The following is a 23566-nucleotide window of genomic DNA, read 5'->3' as shown; positions in this document are numbered from 1 at the left end:
GTAGACTCGCTGTATCCCTGGCTGTTTTATATGATCCATCGAGTGTTCAAGTGAAATTGGAAAACTTTAGTCTGCTTTGATGTGTTTTAGTGACTTTCACACCATAATTTAATTGCTTTTATTTCAAATGTATACATACATCATTCGTTTACTAACAAATTACAAGAGGTGTATATGATGAAGATTGAAAAAGGTGTTGGCTTCACAAATGTGTTTTCTGATTTTAAAAGTGATTTAAATTCTAAAAATTTTGCCGCAGGTTTAGTTGCTGGTATTTTTGGTTTAAGTGTGGGATTGGTTTTTATTAGTGCTGGCACCGTTGCTGGTTTAGGTTCAGGATTAATTATGATGTGGATTACTAGTTTTTATTTGATAAACGGTTTATTTGGAATATTAGTCCCGTCATACTATCGCCAACCATTAGCGATGGCCAATTCAATACCGGGTGCATTGTTGTTTACTGCAGTGATTCCAATGGTAGGTCTAGGGCCCGTATTAGGGGCGACTTTAATCGCGGGTTTAATATCATTGTTAGTTGGGTTCTCAGGTATTATGGGGAAAGTAATGCGTTTTACACCAACCCCGATTGTAATGGCGATGATTGCGGGTGTTTTATTAAAATTTGGTTTGGACATGGTACGCGCATTAGAAAGTGCACTGGTCCCAACACTTATTATGGTAGGAACATTTCTTATTCTATCGAAAATGGCACCTAAAATTCCAGCTGTTTTGGGTTCATTAGTGGTTGGAATCATCTACTTAATCATTAGTGGGGTTGAATTTACGGGAATTGAATTTACGGTAAACTATCCACAATTTGTGATGCCTGAATTTACTTTAGAAGCCTTTCTAGCATACGGACTACCTCTTGCCATTATTTTAATAGGGATGGAAACGCCAGTTGGAGTAAGTTTATTGAAATCAGCGGGGTATAAGGGTATTCCCGTCAACGGTATTACAGCAGTTAATGGATTTGCTACAATGGTTTCGTCTTTCTTCCACCTACATAGTACGTGCATTGCTGGTCCGATGACAGCTATTAGTTCATCTCCAGATGCAGGGAAAAGAGAGCAAAGGTGGGTAGCTGCAGTCATTATAGGTATTATCTTTGCTGTAAGTGCTCCATTTTACGGTGGTTTTGTCAAACTATTTGAAGTGATGCCAGGTTATTTTATCGCGATTATTGCTGGATTGGCGTTAGTTAAAGTTTTAATATCGGCTATAAGTGCATCTTTTGGAAGTACTCATAGAATTGGAGCCATTTTTACTTTCCTAATCGCTGCTTCAGGTGTTCAATTGTTTTCAATCGGTGCTCCATTTTGGGCATTAGTGTTCGGAATCATTGCTTCGTTAATCGTTGAGCCAAATGATTTTAATTTTAGGTTAAAAGGCGAAGATTCAGAAGAAGAGGCAGATATTGAGCTTAAATCGAAGGGGGCTTAAGGTTCTATTTAAATAAGAAAGGGTGAATGGATCAAAATCCATCACCCTTTCTTATGTTAGCTTTTACTTAAATATTCGCGTGAGAATGAAATGGGAGTTCGGATACTTTGATCGATTCAGTCGGGCAACCTTCTTGGGCGTCAATTAAATCATCTTCTAAGTCACTATCAATTTCAGTAACACCTTGATTGTTGTCAAGGATTGCCTCGGCAATACCCTCGTCGTCATAATCAAATAGATCAGGAGCCGCTGCTCCACATGCTCCACATGCAATACATGTATCTTTATCAACCATTGTATACTTAGCCATCTTGATCGCCCTCCAGAATTTGAATTTTATGCAAAAACACTCGTACTATGCAACGGTTGCACCTTAGCGGCTGGATCAATAAATGCTTTCGCATTGTTAATCGCAGTTGGTGCTTCTCCAAAGCCAGTCGCAATTAATTTTACTTTTCCCTTATACGTACAAACATCACCTGCAGCATATACACCTGGAATATTTGTCTCCATCTTTGAATTTACAACAATTGAATTTTTTTCAATGTTTAAACCCCAGTTTTTCATTGGACCTAGAGAAGACAAAAAGCCGTAGTTGATAATAACGTCATCAACTTCTAAGGTTTCAATACTTTTATCTTTTGCATGCTCGAGTGTAACGGAGTGAATACGGTCATTGTCGCCATTTAAACGAGTAGGGACATAAGGTGTTCTGATAAGAACCTTGCTTTCCATTAGCTCAGTTACACTAGATTCATGGGCACGGAATTTGTCGCGCCGATGAACGAGAGAGACCTGCTTTGCAATAGGTTCAAGCATGAGTGACCAATCTACAGCGGAATCTCCTCCCCCGCATATGAGCACCTTTTTATCTCTGAATTTCTCTAGATCATCAATAAAATAATGTAGATTGCTAGTTTCATATTGTTCAGCTTCATCTAATTCAATTTTACGAGGTTTAAATGCACCATTTCCAGCTGTTAAAATGACTGTTTTTGTAAGATGTTCCTCTTTATTTGTTGTAAGGCGAACCATTCCATCTTCTAATACTTCTAAGGTTTCAACCATTTGCTCAAGACATATGGTTGGGTTAAAGTGAGTCGCTTGCTTTGTTAAACGATCGACTAACTCTTGTGCTCGCACTTTAGGAAAGCCAGCTATATCATAAATGTATTTTTCTGGATACAAAGCAGATAGCTGTCCGCCTAACTGGGGTAAACTTTCAATGATTTTTACGGAAGAATTACGCATTCCTGCATAAAATGCAGCGAATAAACCAGTTGGCCCACCTCCAATAATGGTAATCTCATGGATCTTATCTGACATATAAAAACCTCCTAAGACTTGTGAATAAAATTAATATTATGTTTATTTAACTATCGTTAATTATATGTAATATAGAATATTCTTAAAAGTCTGTCAAGGTGTTTTCAATATATAAGAGATGTTATTTTTTAACTCCACTTAATAGAAGGGAGATGTACAAAAAAATAAGCATAAAAGAATTGTGTATTTTTTACGTTCGTTAAGAAAATGAGAATAAGTTAGAATTAAAGAGAAAGTGAGAGTTATATATGGTATTACCCCTAAAAATAGGGAGTTCCCCCTTTTGATAATTGGAGAAATATTATGTATATTATGAATTAGTTACGAAAGAAACAAAATCATATTAGGGAAAACCAAGGAGGTTCTTTACATGTCAACTACACTAACAGGGACGAAAACGCTTACAGTTAAGAAAGCTAATGGGATTGCAGAGGTACACATTCATGTGAACAAAACAAATTCTTACGATCTCGATTATTACAAAGAGTTAAATGCTGCAATTGATGATATTCGCTTTGATACTGATATTAAAGTGGCTGTATTAATGAGCGACATGCCTAAGTTCTTCTCGGCTGGTGCGAACATTAATTTCTTAAAAGCATCTGAGCCACGTTTCAAAACTCAATTCTGTTTATTCTGTAACGAGACACTTGATAAAATTGCTCGTTCACCGCAAATCTGGATCGCTTGCTTGGAAGGACACACAGTAGGTGGCGGTTTAGAAATGGCTCTTGCTTGTGACCTACGTTTCATGGGTTCAGAAGCTGGTAAGATCGGTCTCCCAGAAATTACACTTGGTGTACTAGCTGGTACGGGTGGAACACAACGTCTACTACGTCAAGTTGGTCACTCTAAAGCACTTGACCTTAACCTTACTGGTGAGACGCTTTCTCCTCAAGAAGCATTGGATATCAAATTAGTTGATCGTGTCTTCCCACAAGAAGAAACTAGAGCGAAAACACTAGAATATGCTGAGAAAATTGCAAACAGTGCTACATACGCAGCACAAAACATTAAGCTATCGATTATGAATGGAAAAGAAATGCCATTAAATGTAGCCGTTCGTTATGAAGGTGAATTACAAAACCTTTTATTCCGTTCAAATGATGCACAAGAAGGACTAAGCTCATTTATTGAAAAACGTGAAGCGAATTGGTCTGGTCAGTAATTTATAAATGTTAAATGGCGATATCGGAATTCCGATATCGCCATTTTAAACAGGATGACAATTTCTCTAGAAGTGGAAGTGATGATAATGAGAGATAAAATACAAATGTTAACTGAAGCCATCGAATCACATATTAATCATGGTGATTCTCTCGTATTAGGAGCTTGTTTAGAGCCAATGATTCCGTTTGCAGCTGCACATGAAATCGTTCGTCAAGAAAAGAAAGATTTAACATTGGTTGCACCGATTTCTGATATTTTATTTGATATGCTAATCGGTGCGGGCAGTGTCAAGAAAATTACGGCTGCTTGGGCTGGTAATGTAAGCGCAGGTCTTGGCCATAATTATCGACGTTCGATTGAAAAAGGGGTGCCTCATCGAATCGAGATTGAGGACCATAGTAACTTTTCGTTAGGTCTGGCTTTACTAGGAGGGGCAATGGGAGTTCCTTATCTACCAACGAAGTCACTTTTAGGGACAGGACTTCTATCAAGTAATCCGAACTTGAAAGTGCATGAGTTTGAGGGAGAAAAACTTGTTCATGTTCCAGCTTTAAATCCTGATGTAGCTGTTTTAGGTGTTCAAAGAGCTGATAAACAAGGAAACGCACATTTATGGGGAAATATTGGTGTTGCTCAAGATGCAGCACTTGCTAGTAAGAAAGTTATTCTATTAGCAGAAGAGATTGTTGATACAGAAGTGATTGAAAGTGATCCTAACAGAGTGTTAGTGCCTGGATTCAAAGTAACATCGGTTGTTCATTGTCCGGCTTATTGTCACCCCGCACCAATGCAAGGCCATTACGGAAGAGATCATGCGTTTTTTCATGAATATCATACGGATACAAAAACGAGAGAAGGCTTTACAGAATGGATAAATAAATGGGTGACGGGTGTATCTAGCCACGCCGAGTATTTGAATTTAGTGGGACAATCACGAATGGAAAAGCTAAAAGTAAAAGGAGAATACCTTGCTTCGCCAGTCAATTACGCCTCTGAATAATAGAAAGGAGTGAAAAAAATGAGTTATACAACAGAAGAATTAATGGTTGTTGCTGCCGCAAGAGAAATTCAAGATCATGAGGTTGTCTTTGTCGGAATGAGACTGCCGATGCTTGCATTTGCTGTAGCTAAAAAAACGCATGCGCCAAATGCAGTTGGATTTTATGAATGCGGAATCGTTCGTGACTTTCCATCGGAAACGTTGCTCTATACGATGGGAGACACACCTAATGTTATTGGTGCACAGTGGTGTACAACAACGAACCATTTGATGTATCTGATGCAACAGGGAAATGTTGATGCTGGTTTTATCGGTGGAGCAGAAATTGATAAATATGGAAACGTTAACACTTCTTATATAGGAAACCATGAGGACCCTGTTCTTAAATTACCTGGTAGTGGTGGAGCTGCTGATATTGCATCACTCTCTAAAAGATTGTTAGTCATAATGAATCACGAGAAACGACGCTTTAAAGAAAGAGTCGATTATATTACTTCTCCAGGATACGGAGATGGGGGGGGTTGGCGTGAAGAACAAGGACTCCCTCGTGGTGGAATTGGTGCTTTAATTACAACTTTAGGATTAATGAGACCGGATTCTGTAAATAACGAATTAGAACTTATTTCGGTGCATCCTGGTGTATCCGTCGATGACGTTAAAGAACATACAGGTTGGGATTTAAAACTCTCTTCTAATCTAAAAGAAACGGTAGCTCCTTCAAAAGAAGAACTCGAAGTTATTCGAAATATTGATCCAGATGGTTTTTGGACGGGAAAGAAAAGGGGGACCTGATATGAGGTCAAATGAAATAGACATTTTAGTTAATTGGGGAGATACGGATAAAGCAGGCATTGTCTATTACCCGAATTATTTTAAATGGTTTGATATTGCAGGCCATCAGTTTTTTCGTAGTTGTGATTTAGCACCAAGTAAATTGGAACTAGAAAGACAAATTATCGTTCCCTTATTAGATGCAAGGTGTAGTTTTGAAAAAACATTGTTATATGATGACGTCATAACGGTACGCACCGTAGTGGAAGAGATCAACAATAAAACAATTAAACTTAAACATGAAGTTTTCAATGGGAAAACGCGAACAGGTCATGGTTATGAGTTAAGAGGTTGGGTCAAGCAAACAGCTGAGGAAATCAAAGCGGTTCCAATCCCACAGGAGGTCATAGAGATTCTAAAGGAAGAAGTGCACTCAAATCAAAGCAAGAGCAGAACTCCATTTAATGCATAATTGATAACTATCCTCTATAATAAAGGGTGTCTCTAAAAAGCATAACTATAACTAAATGGACGGTGAAAAGCGTTGAAGCCAAGGTCATTAATGTTTACATTATACGGAGAATACATCCAATATTATGGAGGAGAAGTCTGGGTTGGAAGTTTAATTCAGTTAATGGATAAATTTGGAGTTTCAGAGTCTTCTGTTAGAGGAGCTATCTTTCGGATGGTTCAAAAAAATTTATTGCAAGTAAGAAAAATAGGAAATAAAAGCTATTATTCTGTAACTGAACTAGGAAGACGAAGAATAGAAGATGGGGTAAAAAGGGTTTACACGACCCAAAGTCAAAGTTGGGATGGGATGTGGAGAATCCTTACATATTCATTTCCAGAAGAAAAACGAGAGTTGCGAAATGTGATTAGGAAAGAGTTAAACTGGACTGGATTTGGAGTAATTTCTAATAGTACATGGGTAAGTCCCAATCCATTAGAAGAACAAGTCATCGAAATGATTGAAACATACAAACTGCAAGAGCATACCTTTTTATTTAGTTCATCTTCAATTGTCTCACATGATAATGAAAGCATCATAAATAAAGGATGGGATTTACAAGGTATCTCAGATGAGTATGATATTTTTATTGAAACATTCACACCGAAATTTGAAGAGTTACGTGAGCAAGCATTAAATAACTTATTAAAGGACGATGAATGTTTCATTGAACGAACAAATCTTGTTCACCAATACCGGAAATTCCTATTCCAAGACCCAGGTTTTCCTCGCGACCTTTTACCAGTAAACTGGTCAGGAACAAAAGCTAGAGAACTATTCTGGAACATTCATCAACTCATATCAATACCTGCTGTCCGTTTCTTTGAATCACTATACGAACCCGCTCCAGACAAAGAAATAGAAGCAAACCGCGACAAAGCCATTAATCCATTTAGGAAGATATATATGTAAGAGTCGTTTCCAAAAGGGTGAACTTCCCTTTTGGAAACGACGAAGCATTGAGCGGAACCGCTGCAAGGTTTTAAGGGATTTTGAGTGGGCTTCTCAAAAAGCCCGCGCAGCGAGTGGAGCCAATGCCACTTTCGCGCAAGGGTGAACTTCCCTTTTGGAAACGACGAAGCATTGAGCGTCTTGCTCTATTATGAAAACGCTTAAAAGAATAGCTTCGCATAACAAATTCGCAAAATTCAAGTAATTGGAGAGATGATCAATGAAAAAAGTGATTTTAGAAAAAAGCAATCATTTAGCATTTGTGACGATCAATCGACCTGAGCAATTGAATTGCTTTGATTTTGAAACGCTTGTGGAATTAGAAAATATGGTTGATGACATTAAGTTAGATAAAGAAGTGAGAGCCGTCATCTTTACTGGTGCAGGTGAAAAAGCATTCAGTGCAGGTGCAGATCTAAAAGAAAGACGAACGTTAAATGAAAAAGAAGTGCGTCGAAATGTGAGTAAAATTCGTGATGTATTTACAATGATTGAGGAATTGCCTCAACCGACGATAGCGGCAATAAATGGCTATGCACTTGGTGGTGGATTTGAACTAGCGCTTGTTTGTGATTTCCGTTATGCCGTCAAAAAGGCAACAGTGGGATTAACTGAAGTGAGTTGGGCTATTATCCCAGGAGCAGGTGGGACTCAGCGATTAAGTCGTTTAATTGGAACTTCCCGTGCGAAAGAATTGATATTAACTGCTAGAAAGATCGATGCTGAACAAGCTTATGATTTAGGCATTCTAAATAAGGTTGTTGATGAAGATGAGTTGCAAAGTAGTACGATAGCTCTTGCAGAAGAAATTATGAAAAATGGACCGTTAGCTGTGACTCAGGCAAAATATGCGATTAATTATGGCAGTAACGTAGACGTGAAAACAGGACTCGCAATTGAATCAAAAGCATATGAAGTGATTATTCCAACAAAAGACCGCGTTGAAGCTTTAGAAGCTTTTAAAGAGAAACGAGCTGCTCAATTTAGAGGAGAATAGCAACCGTCAGGAGTGCTTAAAATGAATGACCTTTTTAAGGAAAACCGAGTTACGAAGCTCCTAGATATTCGGTACCCTATTATTGAGGGGGGAATGGCGCAAATCGGTGATGGTACGTTAGCTGCAGCTATTTCAAATGAAGGTGGCCTAGGGCAAATTGCTGTTTCTGGCATGAGTCCAAGTAAGTTTCGTGAAGAAATAGAAATAGCAGTCTCAAAAACAACCTCACCTTTTGGAGTAAATATTCCAATCAGTGGTTACTTTTCATCCAATGAATACTTTGACGTTATTGTAGAAAATAAAGATAAAATTAAGGCTGTAAGTTTATCTTCTGGCGATCCTCGTTCCTATATCCCTTTTTTTAAACAATTAGGACTGAAGGTGATGGTTGTCGTTGGTACCGTTAAGCACGCTTTAAATGCTGAAAAAGCGGGTGCTGATCTAGTTATTTGTGAAGGATTTGAGGCTGGGGGACGAAACAGTCCATATGAATTGACATTGTTTAGTTTAATTCCCCAAGTTCGGCGAGCGATTGACATTCCAATCGTGGCTGCGGGTGGGATTTCAAGTGGAGAGGGAATTCTTGCCGCACTAGCCTTAGGAGCTGATGGGGTTCAGATAGGGACACGTTTCATTGCAACGAAAGAATGTATGGCTCACGATAGCTATAAGCAATTGCTTGTAAATTCAAATGATGCAGATACAATCATTATGGAGAGAAGCATTGGTGGAGTTAATCGGGTCGTAAAGAGTATCTATGTTGATCAAGTTTTGCAATTAGAGAAGCAAGCGACTTCATTTCAAGACTTATATCCTTATATAAATGGATATAAAAATAAATTAGGTGCCTTACAAGGGAATTTTGAAGAGGGTTGGGTTCATGCCGGACAATCGGTAGGATTAATTGATTCGATTGTCAGTGTAGAGGAATTGTTTGATCAACTGATACGAGAGTTGGAGCAAGCACAAGAATCACTTTTTCAAAACGTAGAAAAGCTTTTAAAATAATTAAATAATGGGTGATGTCAATGTCGAACTACGAAACAATTCATTTACAAATGGAGAATCAAGTTGCGTGGCTAACGTTAAAAAGAGAACCAGTCAATGTATTAAACATTGAAATGATGCAGGAAATTGTAGACGCGTTAGAACATCTTATCGCAAATGAAGAACCACATGCATTAGTGATCCGAGCTGATGGGAAGGCTTTTTCTGCTGGTGTAGCGATTGAAGATCATATTGGAGATAAAGCAGAACCTATGATTCATGTATTTCATAAGATGTTTCATTTGTTGGCAAAGATACCCTGTCCAACAGTTGCTGTTGTTGAAGGAGCAGCGATTGGAGGAGGTTGTGAGATTGCTAGTTTCTGTGATATTTCCGTTGCGACAGAAAAAGCGAAATTCGGTCAGCCTGAAATTAATTTAGGTTTGTTTCCACCTGTTTCAGTTGCGGTATTCCCTTTGCTGATGGGTTTTAATAAAACAATGGAGCTACTTCTTACAGGAAAAACAGTTTCTGCAGCGCAAGCGAAGGAATATGGTCTTATTAATGAAGTGATTTCAGAAGAGGAATTAGAAAGCTATCTAGAAGATCTTCTAGATTCGTTTAGATCGAAAAGTCGTGTAGCACTTGAGTTTACTAGAAAGGCGATACGTGAAGCGATGGCGACTACATTTGCTCAAACGATTGGAAAAGTAGAACAAATTTACTTAAATGACCTAATGAAAACAGATGATGCACAAGAAGGGCTAGATTCATTCTTGGAAAAACGCAAACCAGTTTGGAAGCATTCGTAGGAGGTGCATCATGAACATAGAAGAAATTGAAAGTGGAGGATATCGGATCGGAATTCCGGTTCCTTTTCCGATGAAATATGTATACTGTTATCTTTTTCCACAAAATAATGACTATGTGTTAATTGACGTTGGCTTTAATTATCAAGCCGCTAGAGAAGCGTGGGAAGAAGTGTTCACTTATTTAAAGATCAGTCCTTTGCAAATTAAAACGATCTACTTAACGCATTTTCATCCAGACCATTCCGGGTTATGTGGTTGGATGCAACAACAGACGGGAGCCCATGTTTTTATGCATGAAATAGACATGCAAATGATGGAGAGAGTGTGGGGCGATGATAGTGTACAAACGACACGTATGAAAGAGATGATTCTTGATTCCGGGGTACCTGTGCCATTAAGTGAAGCCATTATCGAACATATGGAAAAGATTACAAAGCACGTGCTTCCCTTGCCGAAGATGACTCCTATTGGTAGACAGGTAGAGTTCAGCGGAAAAATATGGGATGTTATTCATACTCCTGGTCATAGTGCTGGTCACATCTGTTTTTATCAAAAAGAGGATCAAATTCTTATTTCTGGTGATCACGTCTTGGATAAAATAACTCCTAATATAAGTGTGTGGCCTGGGTCTAGTCAGGAGCCATTGCATGAGTATATTGACTCTCTGTTGAAGATTAAACAGTTTCCTACAAAGATCGTTTATTCGGCTCATGGTAAGCTAATAGATGATCTAAATGACCGCGTTGATGAGCTTATTTTGCATCATGAGGAACGGTTATTAAAAATGGAACAGCTTGCTAATACGAAAACAGCCTATGAAATTGCTGAAGTTTTATTTGCTCATAAGGACTTATCTCCTCACCAATGGCGTTTTGCTATTGCTGAGACACTTGCTCATTTGTATTTCTTAGTGCAGGAAAATCGAGTGGTCAAAATAGGCACAAAGCCTGTAGTTTATCAAAAGGTTATTTAATAAAAAAATATGATCGTAAAAAATGCATGTGTATTCTTTTTGAATGCACATGTTTTTTTATGCAATTAAGCGTTATGCAGAAGAATTTCACTTACTAATTATAGAATGTAAATTCATTATGAATGATGAAAGATCAGTGATTTATTTTAAATTTATCTTTCGTCATAAAAACGTAATGAAAGTATTGACAAATAATTGAGAATATTTTATATTACTTAATATAGACGATCTATTAAAAAACATAATAAAAAAGAGGTGTTAACAAGTGAGTGTAAATCAAGCTGAAGTATTATTAGAAAAAGTTCAAAGCGGATTTAAGGTTGAACGCACAGATGATATGAATGAAGAGTATTTAAAAGCGCTAAAACAAACTTTAACAATTGTTGGAGATACGGAGTTATTAAGTGTCCCTCCTCTTTTAACGGTTTACGATCAAGCGCCGAATTTAAACTATAAAATTACAGCTTTAGCGGTTATGCAAGATGAAATTGGGCATGCACATATCGCTTACCGTTTATTAGAAGATTTAGGAGAAGATGTAGATCAACTTTTATACAACCGCTTACCAAATCGATGGAAGAATCCATATGCTTTTGATTTCAAACTTGATAACTGGATTGAATTAGGCGTGTTTAACGGACTGTTTGACCGTGCTGGTTATACATTGCTAGGTGACGCTCATGAACATACATCATATGGCCCTTGGAAGAGAGCACTAGTAAAAGTAGATAAAGAGGAATTGTTCCATTTACGAAACGGTGAAATTATTATGAAAGCCGGGATGAAGAAACCAGAAACAGCGAAACAAGTGCAAGAAGCTGTGGATTGGATGTTCTTAATGGCCCTGGAATTCTTTGGAGTAGCAGATAGTCTCAAAAGTCGTTCAGCACAACTTGATTACAGATTAAAGGGTAGATCAAATGATGAATTAAGACAAAAATGGTTATCTACTGCAGTTCCATTCTGTGAGTCAATCGGTATTAAAGTACCAGCTCATTATGATGAAAAACAAGAAAAGTACGTGATCGATGTACCGTTCCCTTGTAAATTTGATATCGAAAATAAGAAGTGGTTATATGATCAACCAGATACATGGGATGGAGTAATAGAGCGTTTTAAAAAGCGCGGACCTGAAAATCAAGAGTTTGTTGATAGAATTCAAAAGGGAGCAAGAGAGTTAGAAGCAATGCGAGCAGAGGGGGTATAAACAATGAGTGAAGCAACGATGAATGAAATACCAACGAAGAAGTATTGGGATGCTTTGAAAGAAGTAATGGACCCAGAATTTCCAATAAGTGTGGTAGACATGGGTTTAATCTATGAGATTACTAAGAAAGATAATAATTTAGAAGTATTAATGACTTATACATCAACTGGATGTGCTTGCATGCAGTGGATTGAAAGCGATATCAAAGAACGATTATTAAAAGAAGAAGAAATTGCTGAAGTAGACATTCAAGTTGTCTGGGATCCACCTTGGACAGTGAATAATTTAAGTGAAGAAGGAAAAAAGAAGTTGAAGCATTGGGGGGTAAGTTCATGAGTAATCAACCTGTTGAATATCTGCTTCTTACTCGGATTAAACGAGGAGACGACCTCATTCAAGTAGGTTCATTTAAAGCTGTAAGTGACGATTTAGCAAATGTATATGCTCAGCATATTTATGATGAGGAAGATTGGGTAGAGATGCACGTTGTGCGCAAAGATGCTTTAATTCACGTCCGAAGCCCAGAACCATTATTCAATAAGGAAGGAGTGAGCTAAATGTCAAATTCTAAACATATATCTTTAGTCGAATTGGCAGAAACAATTGCGGATAATAAATATATTTTAGGGGATAGATTAGTTGAAATTGGTATTAGTGGACCGACGCTTGAATCAACTCTTTCATCCATTGCTATGGCTCAGCAAGAACTAGGTCATTCAAGATTAATTTATAGATGGGCATTTGATTTAAAAGGATTAAATGGTAGTCGAGTCGAAATCAAAGACCAAACTGGGAAAGCGTTTACAACAAATGTCGAAACAAGTAATTGGATTGAACTAATTGCTGGACTATACACAACGAATGTGGCTATAGATTTGGTTATGCGTGCCATTATTGATGCTGACCACTCAGAGATGAATCCACCGTTTAGCAAAATGTTAAAAGAGCAAAATGAACACCTTATTTACTCAAAGAGCTGGTGTAAGCAGCTATTACATGATCAAGGTTCCATTCCTAGAAGATTTAAAGAAGCATTGGAAAAAGCAACAAATGATGCAACAGAGTGGTTAAAGAAAGTTGAAAATGATCAACTATTAATCTCTGAAAAGATGATTGCGGCTAATGTAAATCTTGTGTCTAAGTATAAGAGCCAAGTTGATGAGTTATTAAATGATGGTGCTGTTACCAATGTCGGATAAAAATGTTGAGTGTTCATTCTGTTCTTCTGATAAGGTCGAGAAAATGTCATCATTTGGTACTGCACAATTAGTTCGTCAATATTATTGCAACGATTGTCATAGTGTCTTCGAATATATTCGTTGGCAAGAAGAAGAGAAACCGAATAATGAAAGGTGTCGAAACTAATGGATTTGATTAAGAAAATCGGAGTAGTCGGATCTGGAACAATGGGAGCAGGCATTGTTCAATTAATGGTTCAGAACGGCTATGCTGCAGTTATGTTCGATATCGACCAAGTGACAGTAGACAAGGCAAAAGTTGGAATTGAATCTAAGTTGGAACGTCTAGTGGAAAAGAAAAAGATTAGTACGGCAGAAATGAATTTAGCAAAAGAACTGTTAGAGTCAACTACAGACTTAACTAGATTTAAAGATTGTCAGCTAGTCATTGAAGCGGTGCCTGAGAAATTAGAAATTAAGAGATCGATTTTTCAACAGTTAGAAGAGATTTGTTCTGTAGAGACGATTTTAGCGACCAATACTTCTTCTCTTTCCATTACTGAGATTTCTGGTACAGTTCAACATCCAAATCGAGTTGCAGGATTTCACTTTTTTAATCCAGCACCAGTGATGCCTTTGGTTGAGGTCGTGCAAGGTTTAAAAACTTCACCTGAGACGATTGAATCACTTGTTCAATTTGCAATGAAGATTAATAAAAATCCGGTAGTTTGTAAAGATACTCCAGGATTTATTGTGAATCGTGTGGCTCGGCCCTTCTATAATGAAGCGTTACGAATCATGAACGATCAGGTTGCAAGTGTGGATCAAATTGACCGAATTATGAAAAAAGCAGGGAACTTTAAGATGGGCCCATTTGAGCTTCAAGATTTGATAGGGATTGATATTAACTTTGCAACAACGAAGTCCGTTCATGCTAGTTTTTATGGTGAGAGTCGCTTTCGACCGCACTATTATCAAGAACGCATGGTTCAATCAGGTAATCTAGGTAGGAAAACGAAAGGAGGGTTCTTTAGTTATGAGTAGCAAATCTATTGTAGTAGTAGGTGAAAACTTACTGGCTAAAGAACTTTTCAGAGCTCTCGAAAAAAGTGAAAAAAACGCAGTGTTTTTTTACGAATTCCCTACCAATGATCCTGTTGATGTTGTGATTGAAACTGAGAATCTTGATCTAGAGCTTAAAAAGAAAAATCTTCAAGACATTGAATCACGCGTTTCTGCCGAGACATTAATTTTAACATCAACGTTACAAGTAACGGCAACTGAAGCAGCGTCGTGGTTAAGTCAACCTGAGAGACTTATAGGGTTTGGGACGTTTGCAAACTTTCATGAAGGTCAACTGATTGAGATTGCTGCTCCTTTACAGGCTAATTTTGATTATGTGCAAGTGGCAACGAATACGTTTCTGGCAATAGAACAGGAAACAGAAGTCGTTGAAGATGAGGTAGGTCTAGTCTTCCCGCGTATTCTGTCCTTAATTATTAACGAAGCGGTATTTGCTCTAACAGAAGGAACTGCAGCTGTAGATGCAATTGATACGGCAATGAAAAAGGGAACGAATTATCCTTTAGGTCCTTTAGAATGGGCTGAAAAAATAGGAATCGATGACGTCTATTCTGTCCTACTTGGGCTCTATAAGCAGTTTGGTGAAGAGCGCTACAGGCCTGCACCATTAATCAAAAAACTCGTTCAAGCAGGCTGGATTGGTGGCGAAACAGATAAGGGTTTCTATCACTATCAAAAACGTAAAACGAAGGAGTATTCAATATGAGGGAAGCAGTCATTATTGATGCTGTTCGTACACCAATTGCCAAAGTAAACGGTACGTTGTCTGATGTTAGGCCAGATGATTTAGCTGGCCACGCTATTAAACAATTATTAGCGAGGGTTCAAATTGATCCTGCGCTTATAGAGGACGTCTACTTTGGTTGTGCGAATCAGGCAGGAGAGGACAATCGCAATGTTGCTAGAATGGGGTTGTTACTAGCAGGTGTTCCAGAAACAGTTCCTGGTGTAACCGTTAATAGACTTTGTGGTTCTGGATTAGATGCCATTAATCAGGCGACGGCTGCAATTAAATCAGGATTAGGTGATGTCTTCATTGCAGGTGGGACTGAAAGCATGACGCGTGCCCCGTATGTAATGATGAAACCGCAGTTATCCAATGCGCGTGGCAATCAAACCTTACATGACACCACTATTGGATGGCGTCTTGTTAATCCCGAGCTTGCTGAGGTGTATCCGCCGATCAGTCTTGGAGAGACCGCAGAAAATGTTGCAGAAAGATATGGGGTTTCAAGAGAAGAACAAGATGAGCTTGCCTTATTAAGTCAACAAAAAGCAGCGATTGCGATTGAAAGTGGTAGGTTTAAGGATGAAATTGTTCCGATTGCTGTGCCACAAAGAAAAGGCGACCCAATCATCTTTGATACGGATGAGCATCCCCGTTCAGGAACTACATTGGAAGCGTTATCAAAACTTCGTCCCGTGTTCCGCGAGGGAGGAACGGTTACGGCAGGGAATTCTTCAGGTATTAACGATGGTGCTAGTGCTGTTTTAATAATGGATAGAGAATTAGCTGAAAATCTTGATTTAAAACCTATTGCACGCATTATTACATCCGCTGTAAGCGGAGTGGATCCTGCTTATATGGGAGTTGGTCCAATTCCAGCCACCGAAAAGGCGCTTCAAAGAGCTGGGCTAACAGTCGATGACCTTGATTTAATTGAAATCAATGAGGCTTTTGCGGCACAATCGGTCGCTTGTATCAAAGAGCTAGGCTTTCATATGGATAAAGTAAATGTGAATGGTGGCGCTATTGCTTTAGGGCATCCTCTTGGATGTAGTGGGTCAAGAATTGTAACGACGCTTGTCCATGAGATGCAAAAACGTGACGTTAGGTATGGACTTGCAACGATGTGTATCGGTGTAGGGCAAGGAATTTCGACGATAATTGAGAAAGTTTAAGGAGTGAGTGAACGTGATTAAAGATACAGCGGTAAAAAGCACAGTAATCAAGGATACTTACCAATTATTAATTAATGGAGAGTATTCCAACAGTAGCAGTAATGAATTTTTTGAAACGTACAATCCAGCTACAGGTGAAGTGTTAGCTAAGGTAGCAAAGGCTACAAAAGAAGATGTTGATCGTACAGTTGAAGCGGCTAGAACGGCATTTGAATCTGGAAAATGGCCGAAAACGTCTCATGCGAAGCGTGCGAGATTATTAAATAACATTGCAGCCATTATGAGAGATCGTTTTAAAGAACTTGTTGAAGCTGAAGTACTTAATAGTGGTAAAACGGTAGCTGCAGCACAAGGTCAAATTACGCAAGCAATTGAAGACTTTGAATTTTATGCAGGAACCATTGCCACGTTTGGTGGACGTACAAATCCAATGCCTAATGGATTTTTCAACTATACGTTAAAAGATCCGGTTGGAGTATGTGCACAGATTATTCCTTGGAACTATCCATTCATGATGGCAGCGTGGAAAATTGCTCCGGCTCTAGCTGCTGGATGTCCGGTCATTCTTAAGCCTGCATCACATACGCCAATCACAGCTTATATGCTTGCCGATATTTGCCATGAAGCTGGTGTACCTGCAGGGGTTGTAAACGTTCTCACAGGAAGCGGTTCTGAAATTGGACCATATTTAACCGAACATCCAGGTGTTGATAAAGTGGCATTTACTGGAGAAACGGAAACAGGTAAAGACATTATGGCAAGAGCATCTGAAACGTTAAAGCGGGTAACGCTTGAACTTGGCGGTAAATCACCAAGCATCGTTTTTGATGACTGTGATATCGATGGTGCAGTAGCTGGTTCTATCTTTGGAATTTTCTATAACACTGGTCAATCGTGTGAGGCGCGTTCTAGACTGTTTGTTCATGAAAACATCTATGATGAATTCTTAGAAAAATTTATTGAAAAGGCAAAGCTGTTAAAGGTAGGAGATCCTTTTAATAAAGAAACTCATATGGGTGCTTTGATTTCAGCCGGTCATGAAAAAGTCGTTGATAGTTATGTGAAAATCGCTGTTGAAGAAGGCGGAGAAGTCCTTTTTGGAGGAAAACGTCCTGATGCTTCTGAGTTAGGTCCAGAATTTGAAAATGGACATTGGTATATGCCAACAATTATTGGTAATGTCACAAACGATATGAGAATTGCTCAAGAGGAAGTGTTTGGTCCTGTTGTAGTCGTGATGAAGTTTAGTGATGAAAAAGAAGTTTTGAAGCAAGCTAACGATTCAATCTTCGGTTTAGGTTCTGCAGTTTGGACGAAGGACCATGGGAAAGCCCATCGTTTTGCTGCTGGATTACGCGCAGGAATTGTGATGGTAAACAACCCAATCTCAGCCTTCCCTGGTACACCATTTGGTGGTTACAAGCAATCTGGTTTTGGTCGAGAATTAAGTGTGGAAACGTTAGATTTGTACACAGAAACAAAGAGCGTTGTTTCATATATTGGTGAGCGTCCGTTAAATATTTTCGGAATCTAATCAAAGTTCATATTTTTTTAACAAATAAACACTATATAAACAATTATAATTGGAGGAATGTTAAAATGACAACAGTACAAACAGGTGCAAAAAATCTTACAGTGGTAAAAAATAATGGGGTTGCAGAAGTACACATTCATGTAAATAAAACAAATTCTTATGATCTTGATTACTACAAAGAGTTAAATGCCGCGATCGATGATATCCGCTTTGATACAGATATTAAAGTAGCGGTACTATTAAGTGATATGCCTAAGTTTTTCTCGGCTGGTGCAAACATTAACTTCTTAAAAGCATCTGAGCCACGCTTCAAAACTCAGTTCTGCTTATTCTGTAACGAAACACTCGATAAAATTGCTCGTTCACCACAAATTTGGATCGCTTGTTTGGAAGGACATACAGTAGGTGGCGGATTAGAAATGGCTCTTGCTTGTGATCTACGTTTCATGGGCTCTGAAGCTGGTAAGATTGGTCTTCCGGAGATTACACTTGGTGTACTTGCTGGTACAGGTGGTACGCAACGTCTAGCTCGTCAAGTTGGTCACTCTAAAGCACTTGATCTTAACCTTACAGGTGAGACGCTTTCTCCACAAGAAGCTTTAGATATTCGTTTAGTTGATCGTGTCTTCCCTCAAGAAGAGACTAGAGCTAAAACGTTAGAATATGCTGAGAAGATTGCAAACAGCGCTACTTATGCTGCACAAAATATTAAACTATCAATCATGAACGGTAAAGAAATGCCTTTAAATGTTGCGATTCGTTACGAAGGTGAGTTACAAAACCTTTTATTCCGTTCAAATGATGCACAGGAAGGATTGAGTGCATTTATCGAAAAACGCGCTGCAGATTGGTCTGGTCAGTAAAATATCCGTTAGGACACGCAACAAAATTTCACCTAGATAATCCTAAATTTCAAGGTAAGAGCAAAAGCTTTTACCTTGAAATTGTTGAGGAAATAGCCTGTGATAAGTTTGTTTGTATGTCTTTCCATTATCATTTTTTATTGGGGGGAACTAAATGATAGAGCCAGCTTTAAATGTAAGAGGGATCAAGGAACATTACAATGCTACTAGTAGATTTATTGAAGACAACATACGCAAGGGTTTAGGAAATAAAGTAGCCATTGTCTGTGATAACGAGCAGTTAACCTATCATGAATTACTTCGCAGAGTCAACCAGTTTGGAAGCGCACTAAGAAATGTTGGTGTAGAAAGTGAAAATCGGATTTTGCTGTTAACTTATGATTCACCAGAATTTGTAGTTACCTTCTTTGGTTCAATGAAAATTGGTGCCATTCCAATTCCGGTTAATACGATGTTGCAACCCAATGATTATGAATACTTACTAAATAACAGTCGAGCTAAAGTGCTAGTTGTACATGAAGATTTTTGGGACAAAATTAAAGAAATAAGAGAGCGTTTTATTTATTTAAAGCAAGTGATTGTTATCTCAGAAAATTTCTCAAAAAAGACTGATGTAATCGATTTTTTTGAGTTTGTTGATTGTGCATCAGAAGATCTTGAAACGTATTATAGTACATCTGAAGATCCTGGATTTTGGCTTTATAGCTCTGGAAGTACCGGAAACCCTAAAGGAGTCATTCATCACCAAAAAGGCATGGAAATGGCCTATGAAAATTATGCAAAAAACGTATTGAACATAACAGAAGATGATATTACGTTTTCAGCCTCCAAACTTTTCTTTGCATATGGCTTAGGTAATGGAATGTATTTCCCTTTCGGAGCAGGAGGAAAAGCCGTCCTTATGAAAGAAAGGCCGACTCCAGAGAACGTATTTGAAAAATTAGTTGAAACTAAACCAACGATCTTTTTTGGAGTACCTACCCTTTACGGAGCCATGATCAATTATGTTGAGAAAACAGGAATTGTGCCTGATTTGTCTTCAGTTAGAGTTTGCGTTTCTGCTGGAGAGGCACTTCCTGCTACATTTTTTAATAAATGGAGTGAGCTTTTTGGTGTTGATATTCTTGATGGTATTGGATCAACGGAGGCCTTACACATCTTCTTATCTAATCGGAGTGGAGATATAAAAGCAGGCAGCACAGGAAAAGTCGTACCTGGCTATGAAGCACGTATTTTAAATGATCAATTAATAGAAGTTGGTCCTAATGAAATTGGTGACTTAGTCATAAAAGGAGAAAGTTTAACAGGTGGTTATTGGTGTAATCTCGAAGAAAACCACCGTAAATTTTATGGAGAATGGATGCACACTGGAGACAAGTATTATCAAGATGAAGAAGGGTACTTTTGGTATTCTGGTCGTTCGGATGATATGTTGAAGGTTGGGGGCATTTGGGTATCGCCAATTGAAATTGAAACCGTTTTATTTCAACATGATAAAGTCCTCGAAGTCGCTGTGATTGGAAAGAAAACAGAAAATAATCTTGTTTTCCCGAAAGCTTTTATCGTGTTGAAAGATGGAGTGACTCCTTCGGACGAACTAAGTGATGAATTAAAGTTATTTGTAAAGACTAACTTAGCTCCGTACAAATATCCGCGAGAAATTGAATTTAAGGATGAATTACCGAAAACGGCAACGGGCAAGGTGCAGCGTTTTAGATTAAGAGTTTAATGAATAGAATTTCGTAAAAATAGCCAGGTGTACTGGCTATTTTTATTAGTAGAGTCTGTTCAAACAGGGGTGATTTTCCCTGTTTGAACACGTTCTAGTAGATAGAGATTTAAGTATATGGAGGTGGCTAAGTTGGGTAAAGCTGTTATTAGTGGAGCGGGGGCGTATGTACCATCAACCATTATGACCAATCAAGATCTTGAAAAATTAATGGATACGTCCCATGAATGGATTGCTACTCGAACGGGTATACATGAAAGAAGAGTCATTGATGAGACCGAAAATACATCTGATTTGGCTTATAAAGCTAGCTTATTAGCTCTAGAAGATGCTAGATTAGAGCCTAAGGATATTGATTTTATTATTGTGGCAACGGAAACCCCAGACCATATGTTTCCTCCTGTCGCAACCAAACTTCAGACACTATTAGGTTGTAGAACCATTGGTGCATATGATGTACATAGTACATGTGTTGGTTTTATTTCCGCTTTGCAAATCGCTGAACAGTTCACTAAAATAGGTAAAGCTAAGCATGTGTTAATAGTAGGGGCAGACGCGCTTTCGAAAATTGTTGACTATACAGATCGTTCAACAGCTATTTTGTTTGCAGACGGTGCTGGAGCATTCGTTATATCTCAAGGAAATGACACGGATGGTGAGGGCATTATCGACTCAGCGATTCATTCAGATGGTCAATTTTATGAAGATCTATATGTTAGTGGTGGTTCAAGTCGCGCACGAGATAATAGTGACTATAATGTTCCGAAAATCAAAATGAATGGGAATAAAATTTTTAAATTGGCTGTCAATGCGATGTCTGGCAGTGTAAAGGACCTTATAAAGAAAAACAATCTAGAGTATAATGATATTGACTGGTTAATTCCACATCAAGCGAATCAAAGAATTATTGATGCTGTGGCTAGAAACGTAGAATTTCCTACAGAGAAAGTGATTAACAATATAAAATATTATGGAAATAATTCAGCAGCCACGATTCCGTTGGCTTTTACGAAAGCTAGAGCAGAAGGGAAAATTCAACGTGGCGATCGTATCGTGTTGACAGCATTTGGTGGAGGATTAATTTGGGGTTCCTTGCTCTTTCAATATTAATGATTTAATCACACTCTAACTGATAAAAGTTAGAGTGTTTTTCATGTGTTCTATTATTGTTGATGAGAATAGAAAGGATGAATTTATCTTAACTGTTTGAATATTTAATGGTATTCTTACACTGAGAAGGAGGGAGAAATGCTGATGATAGATTTTGATAAATTAGAAGGTTTATCTAATTTTGATAATATTTTGGTAACGGATGCTAATGGAATTATTATTTTTTATGATTTGGCAGATTTAAATGTTTTAAGAGAGCTTGATAGCCGACCAGAAGAATTTCTAGGGAAAAAAATAACGACTTTTTACCGAAATCTTTCAGATGATAATAGTACCGTTATGAGAGTGCTTAATGGTGGCGTGGCGTTGTGTAACGTCAAACAACAAATGATTACCAAAAAAGGATTTGTGATTGAATCGGTCAGTTCTACCTACCCGATTAAAGAAAATGACAGCATTATTGGAGCGATTGAATTCTCAAAACATTTCTATGCAAAAGAGAATATACATTCTTTAGATAAATATGCAGGCCATAAGGTGTACCGTAAAAACAATACAATCTATACAATAGAGGACATTATTACCGGAAATCCTAAAATGGAAGAAATAAAAAGTAAAATTAATAAAGTTGCACAGACAAACTCTACGGTTTTAATTGTTGGTAGAACAGGTACAGGGAAAGAGGTTGTAGCACAGGCCATTCATAATTTAAGTGACAGATACAATAAACCTTTTATTTCTTTGAATTGTGGAGCTATTCCCGATAATTTACTTGAGAGTACTTTGTTTGGAACGACGAAAGGGAGCTTTACAGGTTCCCAAGATATGCCTGGATTATTCGAACAAGCAGATGGAGGAACTTTGTTTCTTGACGAGATTAATTCCCTCGACATTAGCCTACAAGTAAAGCTCTTAAAAGCCATTGAGGAGAAAATGATTCGAAGAGTAGGTGGCAAGAAAAACATTAGTGTAAATATAAGGGTCATATCGGCAACGAATGAAGACCCTGAATGGCTACTCGCAGAAAAGAGACTAAGAGAGGACTTGTTTTATCGATTAGGAGTTGTGCAAATTGATCTTCCTTTATTAATAGAGAGAAAAGAAGATATTGAGGTACTCCTTCATTATTATATGAACTTTTACAATGATCATATGAGTCTTTATATTGAAGGTGTTGAAAAGGACGTTATTGAATGCTTTAGAAACTATAATTGGCCCGGCAATATAAGAGAACTCAAAAATGCGGTAGAGACGGCCTATAACAATGTTTCCTCAAATGTTATTATGATTCATGACATCCCTAACAGAATTGTCAATTTTCGTCAAACGACGAAGTATTTAAATACAGGGACCCAAATAACATCATTAAAGGATTCGGTTGAAAACTATGAAAAAGAAATTATTGTAAGCGAATTGAATAAAGCGAATGGAATTATAGCTGAAACGGCAAGACGGTTAGGTACTTCTAAACAATCATTAAAATATAAAATGGATAAATACAAGTTAAGGTAAAAATTTTTTTACTAAGGAGGTGGAATTTTTCCCCCTTCTTTTATTTTATTGCTGTCTGATTGTTTGAATTACTTTACATATAACGGTTAGATGAAATGGAATTCACCTAGGTGATTTTATCTATGCTATTAGGGTTTAATGTCCTTTTTAACGAAAAATTCATACCATTTTCATAATTGGCATGGAATTTGCAATTATGAAAATAAGAGTGGGGCATCCATTTAAAATCAAGGTGGTGGTTTAAGTAGGGGAAATGTTGACCAATGAAAGGGTATGAAGAATTTGTGTAAAGGTAAGGTTGCCACTAAGCATAAGGCATAAAAGCGATCTTTAAGTACGACTGTCATTATTAGGATGTTGAAAATTTTGGTTAGTTATTGGCGATTTTTTAATTATTGATGTGATTGCTTTCGTCCCCCATTATTCGCTGATTAATTATGGCTCTTACTTTAAAATGGTTGTATTTCTGGTTGGAGATCTCCTTCCATAAATGCATCTTAAAAAGTA

General features: G+C 37.8%; 25 protein-coding genes. 23 read left to right on the top strand and 2 right to left on the bottom strand.

Annotation, left to right across the window (positions count from 1 at the left end):
* The first annotated feature begins 177 nt into the window (after positions 1 to 177).
* Positions 178 to 1443: a benzoate/H(+) symporter BenE family transporter gene (locus tag PQ474_RS05080; protein ID WP_273840962.1), complete on the top strand. Its 1266-nt coding sequence runs from the start codon at positions 178 to 180 to the stop codon at positions 1441 to 1443.
* 67 nt (positions 1444 to 1510) lie between these two features.
* Here the strand turns inward: PQ474_RS05080 and PQ474_RS05075 are convergent, their stop codons facing one another.
* Together PQ474_RS05075 and PQ474_RS05070 are read right to left on the bottom strand one after the other, a co-directional pair.
* Entirely contained in the window at positions 1511 to 1753 is a 243-nt protein-coding gene (locus tag PQ474_RS05075) for a ferredoxin (RefSeq protein WP_273840961.1), read from the bottom strand.
* A gap of 26 nt (positions 1754 to 1779) precedes the next feature.
* Positions 1780 to 2769, bottom strand: coding sequence for an NAD(P)/FAD-dependent oxidoreductase (locus tag PQ474_RS05070; RefSeq protein WP_273840960.1), 990 nt, complete (start codon positions 2767 to 2769; stop codon positions 1780 to 1782).
* A 370-nt stretch (positions 2770 to 3139) separates the two neighbouring features.
* On the opposite strand from PQ474_RS05070, the gene PQ474_RS05065 reads away from it, so the two are divergent.
* The 22 genes from PQ474_RS05065 (at position 3140) to PQ474_RS04965 (ending at position 23059) form a co-directional block, all read left to right on the top strand.
* Positions 3140 to 3937: an enoyl-CoA hydratase/isomerase family protein gene (locus PQ474_RS05065; RefSeq protein WP_273840959.1), complete on the top strand. Its 798-nt coding sequence runs from the start codon at positions 3140 to 3142 to the stop codon at positions 3935 to 3937.
* Between the two features lie 87 nt (positions 3938 to 4024).
* The gene (locus tag PQ474_RS05060) at positions 4025 to 4939 is read left to right on the top strand and encodes a CoA transferase subunit A (RefSeq protein WP_273840958.1); all 915 of its coding nucleotides are present in this window, start codon (positions 4025 to 4027) and stop codon (positions 4937 to 4939) included.
* Positions 4940 to 4957: 18 nt separating this feature from the next.
* Positions 4958 to 5731, top strand: coding sequence for a CoA-transferase subunit beta (locus PQ474_RS05055; RefSeq protein WP_273840957.1), 774 nt, complete (start codon positions 4958 to 4960; stop codon positions 5729 to 5731).
* A gap of 1 nt (position 5732) precedes the next feature.
* The gene (locus tag PQ474_RS05050) at positions 5733 to 6182 is read left to right on the top strand and encodes an acyl-CoA thioesterase (protein WP_273840956.1); all 450 of its coding nucleotides are present in this window, start codon (positions 5733 to 5735) and stop codon (positions 6180 to 6182) included.
* A 72-nt stretch (positions 6183 to 6254) separates the two neighbouring features.
* Positions 6255 to 7133: a PaaX family transcriptional regulator gene (locus tag PQ474_RS05045; protein WP_273840955.1), complete on the top strand. Its 879-nt coding sequence runs from the start codon at positions 6255 to 6257 to the stop codon at positions 7131 to 7133.
* A gap of 259 nt (positions 7134 to 7392) precedes the next feature.
* Complete coding sequence (locus PQ474_RS05040) at positions 7393 to 8169, top strand: enoyl-CoA hydratase-related protein (RefSeq protein WP_273840954.1); 777 nt, start codon at positions 7393 to 7395, stop codon at positions 8167 to 8169.
* 21 nt (positions 8170 to 8190) lie between these two features.
* Positions 8191 to 9177: an NAD(P)H-dependent flavin oxidoreductase gene (locus PQ474_RS05035; protein ID WP_273840953.1), complete on the top strand. Its 987-nt coding sequence runs from the start codon at positions 8191 to 8193 to the stop codon at positions 9175 to 9177.
* Between the two features lie 20 nt (positions 9178 to 9197).
* Positions 9198 to 9968: an enoyl-CoA hydratase/isomerase family protein gene (locus tag PQ474_RS05030; RefSeq protein WP_273840952.1), complete on the top strand. Its 771-nt coding sequence runs from the start codon at positions 9198 to 9200 to the stop codon at positions 9966 to 9968.
* A 10-nt stretch (positions 9969 to 9978) separates the two neighbouring features.
* Positions 9979 to 10941 (top strand): MBL fold metallo-hydrolase, encoded by a 963-nt coding sequence (locus PQ474_RS05025; RefSeq protein WP_273840951.1) that lies wholly within the window; start codon positions 9979 to 9981, stop codon positions 10939 to 10941.
* 265 nt (positions 10942 to 11206) lie between these two features.
* Positions 11207 to 12148 carry a Phenylacetic acid catabolic protein gene (locus PQ474_RS05020; RefSeq protein WP_273840950.1) on the top strand — a complete coding sequence of 314 codons (942 nt, stop codon included), beginning with the start codon at positions 11207 to 11209 and terminating at the stop codon, positions 12146 to 12148.
* Between the two features lie 3 nt (positions 12149 to 12151).
* Positions 12152 to 12484, top strand: a complete 333-nt coding sequence (locus PQ474_RS05015; RefSeq protein WP_273840949.1) for a metal-sulfur cluster assembly factor — start codon at positions 12152 to 12154, stop codon at positions 12482 to 12484.
* On the top strand, positions 12481 to 12705 hold the full coding sequence (locus tag PQ474_RS05010; protein ID WP_273840948.1) for a hypothetical protein: 225 nt from the start codon (positions 12481 to 12483) through the stop codon (positions 12703 to 12705). The genes PQ474_RS05015 and PQ474_RS05010 overlap by 4 nt, the downstream gene beginning before the upstream one ends.
* Positions 12706 to 13347 carry a Phenylacetic acid catabolic protein gene (locus tag PQ474_RS05005; RefSeq protein ID WP_273840947.1) on the top strand — a complete coding sequence of 214 codons (642 nt, stop codon included), beginning with the start codon at positions 12706 to 12708 and terminating at the stop codon, positions 13345 to 13347.
* Positions 13319 to 13513, top strand: coding sequence for a PaaD-like zinc ribbon domain-containing protein (locus PQ474_RS26555; RefSeq protein WP_420537702.1), 195 nt, complete (start codon positions 13319 to 13321; stop codon positions 13511 to 13513). The genes PQ474_RS05005 and PQ474_RS26555 overlap by 29 nt, the downstream gene beginning before the upstream one ends.
* Positions 13513 to 14370 (top strand): 3-hydroxyacyl-CoA dehydrogenase NAD-binding domain-containing protein, encoded by an 858-nt coding sequence (locus PQ474_RS05000; RefSeq protein WP_273840946.1) that lies wholly within the window; start codon positions 13513 to 13515, stop codon positions 14368 to 14370. The genes PQ474_RS26555 and PQ474_RS05000 overlap by 1 nt, the downstream gene beginning before the upstream one ends.
* Complete coding sequence (locus tag PQ474_RS04995; protein ID WP_273840945.1) at positions 14363 to 15115, top strand: 3-hydroxyacyl-CoA dehydrogenase family protein; 753 nt, start codon at positions 14363 to 14365, stop codon at positions 15113 to 15115. The genes PQ474_RS05000 and PQ474_RS04995 overlap by 8 nt, the downstream gene beginning before the upstream one ends.
* Entirely contained in the window at positions 15112 to 16311 is a 1200-nt protein-coding gene (locus PQ474_RS04990; protein ID WP_273840944.1) for a thiolase family protein, read from the top strand. The genes PQ474_RS04995 and PQ474_RS04990 overlap by 4 nt, the downstream gene beginning before the upstream one ends.
* A gap of 13 nt (positions 16312 to 16324) precedes the next feature.
* Positions 16325 to 17845, top strand: coding sequence for an aldehyde dehydrogenase family protein (locus PQ474_RS04985; RefSeq protein WP_273840943.1), 1521 nt, complete (start codon positions 16325 to 16327; stop codon positions 17843 to 17845).
* 65 nt (positions 17846 to 17910) lie between these two features.
* Positions 17911 to 18708, top strand: coding sequence for an enoyl-CoA hydratase/isomerase family protein (locus PQ474_RS04980; RefSeq protein WP_273840942.1), 798 nt, complete (start codon positions 17911 to 17913; stop codon positions 18706 to 18708).
* A 154-nt stretch (positions 18709 to 18862) separates the two neighbouring features.
* Positions 18863 to 20437, top strand: a complete 1575-nt coding sequence (locus PQ474_RS04975) for a benzoate-CoA ligase family protein (protein WP_273840941.1) — start codon at positions 18863 to 18865, stop codon at positions 20435 to 20437.
* Positions 20438 to 20560: 123 nt separating this feature from the next.
* Positions 20561 to 21547 carry a beta-ketoacyl-ACP synthase III gene (locus PQ474_RS04970; RefSeq protein ID WP_273841339.1) on the top strand — a complete coding sequence of 329 codons (987 nt, stop codon included), beginning with the start codon at positions 20561 to 20563 and terminating at the stop codon, positions 21545 to 21547.
* 138 nt (positions 21548 to 21685) lie between these two features.
* Positions 21686 to 23059, top strand: coding sequence for a sigma-54 interaction domain-containing protein (locus PQ474_RS04965; protein ID WP_273840940.1), 1374 nt, complete (start codon positions 21686 to 21688; stop codon positions 23057 to 23059).
* Positions 23060 to 23566: the final 507 nt, after the last annotated feature.

The sequence above is a fragment of the Halalkalibacter alkalisediminis genome, assembly GCF_028610705.1.
Classification (GTDB): domain Bacteria; phylum Bacillota; class Bacilli; order Bacillales; family Bacillaceae_D; genus Halalkalibacter; species Halalkalibacter alkalisediminis.
Note: the sequence above shows the minus strand (reverse complement) of the source record. Positions and strands in the feature narration are given on the sequence as shown.

What these genes read in the sequence shown, in the direction of transcription:
- PQ474_RS05080 (WP_273840962.1), top strand. Translation starts at nt 178, where the DNA reads ATGAAGATTGAAAAAGGTGTTGGCTTCACAAATGTGTTTTCTGATTTT.
- PQ474_RS05075 (WP_273840961.1), bottom strand. Translation starts at nt 1,753, where the DNA reads ATGGCTAAGTATACAATGGTTGATAAAGATACATGTATTGCATGTGGA.
- PQ474_RS05070 (WP_273840960.1), bottom strand. Translation starts at nt 2,769, where the DNA reads ATGTCAGATAAGATCCATGAGATTACCATTATTGGAGGTGGGCCAACT.
- PQ474_RS05065 (WP_273840959.1), top strand. Translation starts at nt 3,140, where the DNA reads ATGTCAACTACACTAACAGGGACGAAAACGCTTACAGTTAAGAAAGCT.
- PQ474_RS05060 (WP_273840958.1), top strand. Translation starts at nt 4,025, where the DNA reads ATGAGAGATAAAATACAAATGTTAACTGAAGCCATCGAATCACATATT.
- PQ474_RS05055 (WP_273840957.1), top strand. Translation starts at nt 4,958, where the DNA reads ATGAGTTATACAACAGAAGAATTAATGGTTGTTGCTGCCGCAAGAGAA.
- PQ474_RS05050 (WP_273840956.1), top strand. Translation starts at nt 5,733, where the DNA reads ATGAGGTCAAATGAAATAGACATTTTAGTTAATTGGGGAGATACGGAT.
- PQ474_RS05040 (WP_273840954.1), top strand. Translation starts at nt 7,393, where the DNA reads ATGAAAAAAGTGATTTTAGAAAAAAGCAATCATTTAGCATTTGTGACG.
- PQ474_RS05035 (WP_273840953.1), top strand. Translation starts at nt 8,191, where the DNA reads ATGAATGACCTTTTTAAGGAAAACCGAGTTACGAAGCTCCTAGATATT.
- PQ474_RS05030 (WP_273840952.1), top strand. Translation starts at nt 9,198, where the DNA reads ATGTCGAACTACGAAACAATTCATTTACAAATGGAGAATCAAGTTGCG.
- PQ474_RS05025 (WP_273840951.1), top strand. Translation starts at nt 9,979, where the DNA reads ATGAACATAGAAGAAATTGAAAGTGGAGGATATCGGATCGGAATTCCG.
- PQ474_RS05015 (WP_273840949.1), top strand. Translation starts at nt 12,152, where the DNA reads ATGAGTGAAGCAACGATGAATGAAATACCAACGAAGAAGTATTGGGAT.
- PQ474_RS05010 (WP_273840948.1), top strand. Translation starts at nt 12,481, where the DNA reads ATGAGTAATCAACCTGTTGAATATCTGCTTCTTACTCGGATTAAACGA.
- PQ474_RS05005 (WP_273840947.1), top strand. Translation starts at nt 12,706, where the DNA reads ATGTCAAATTCTAAACATATATCTTTAGTCGAATTGGCAGAAACAATT.
- PQ474_RS26555 (WP_420537702.1), top strand. Translation starts at nt 13,319, where the DNA reads ATGATGGTGCTGTTACCAATGTCGGATAAAAATGTTGAGTGTTCATTC.
- PQ474_RS05000 (WP_273840946.1), top strand. Translation starts at nt 13,513, where the DNA reads ATGGATTTGATTAAGAAAATCGGAGTAGTCGGATCTGGAACAATGGGA.
- PQ474_RS04995 (WP_273840945.1), top strand. Translation starts at nt 14,363, where the DNA reads ATGAGTAGCAAATCTATTGTAGTAGTAGGTGAAAACTTACTGGCTAAA.
- PQ474_RS04990 (WP_273840944.1), top strand. Translation starts at nt 15,112, where the DNA reads ATGAGGGAAGCAGTCATTATTGATGCTGTTCGTACACCAATTGCCAAA.
- PQ474_RS04980 (WP_273840942.1), top strand. Translation starts at nt 17,911, where the DNA reads ATGACAACAGTACAAACAGGTGCAAAAAATCTTACAGTGGTAAAAAAT.
- PQ474_RS04975 (WP_273840941.1), top strand. Translation starts at nt 18,863, where the DNA reads ATGATAGAGCCAGCTTTAAATGTAAGAGGGATCAAGGAACATTACAAT.
- PQ474_RS04965 (WP_273840940.1), top strand. Translation starts at nt 21,686, where the DNA reads ATGCTGATGATAGATTTTGATAAATTAGAAGGTTTATCTAATTTTGAT.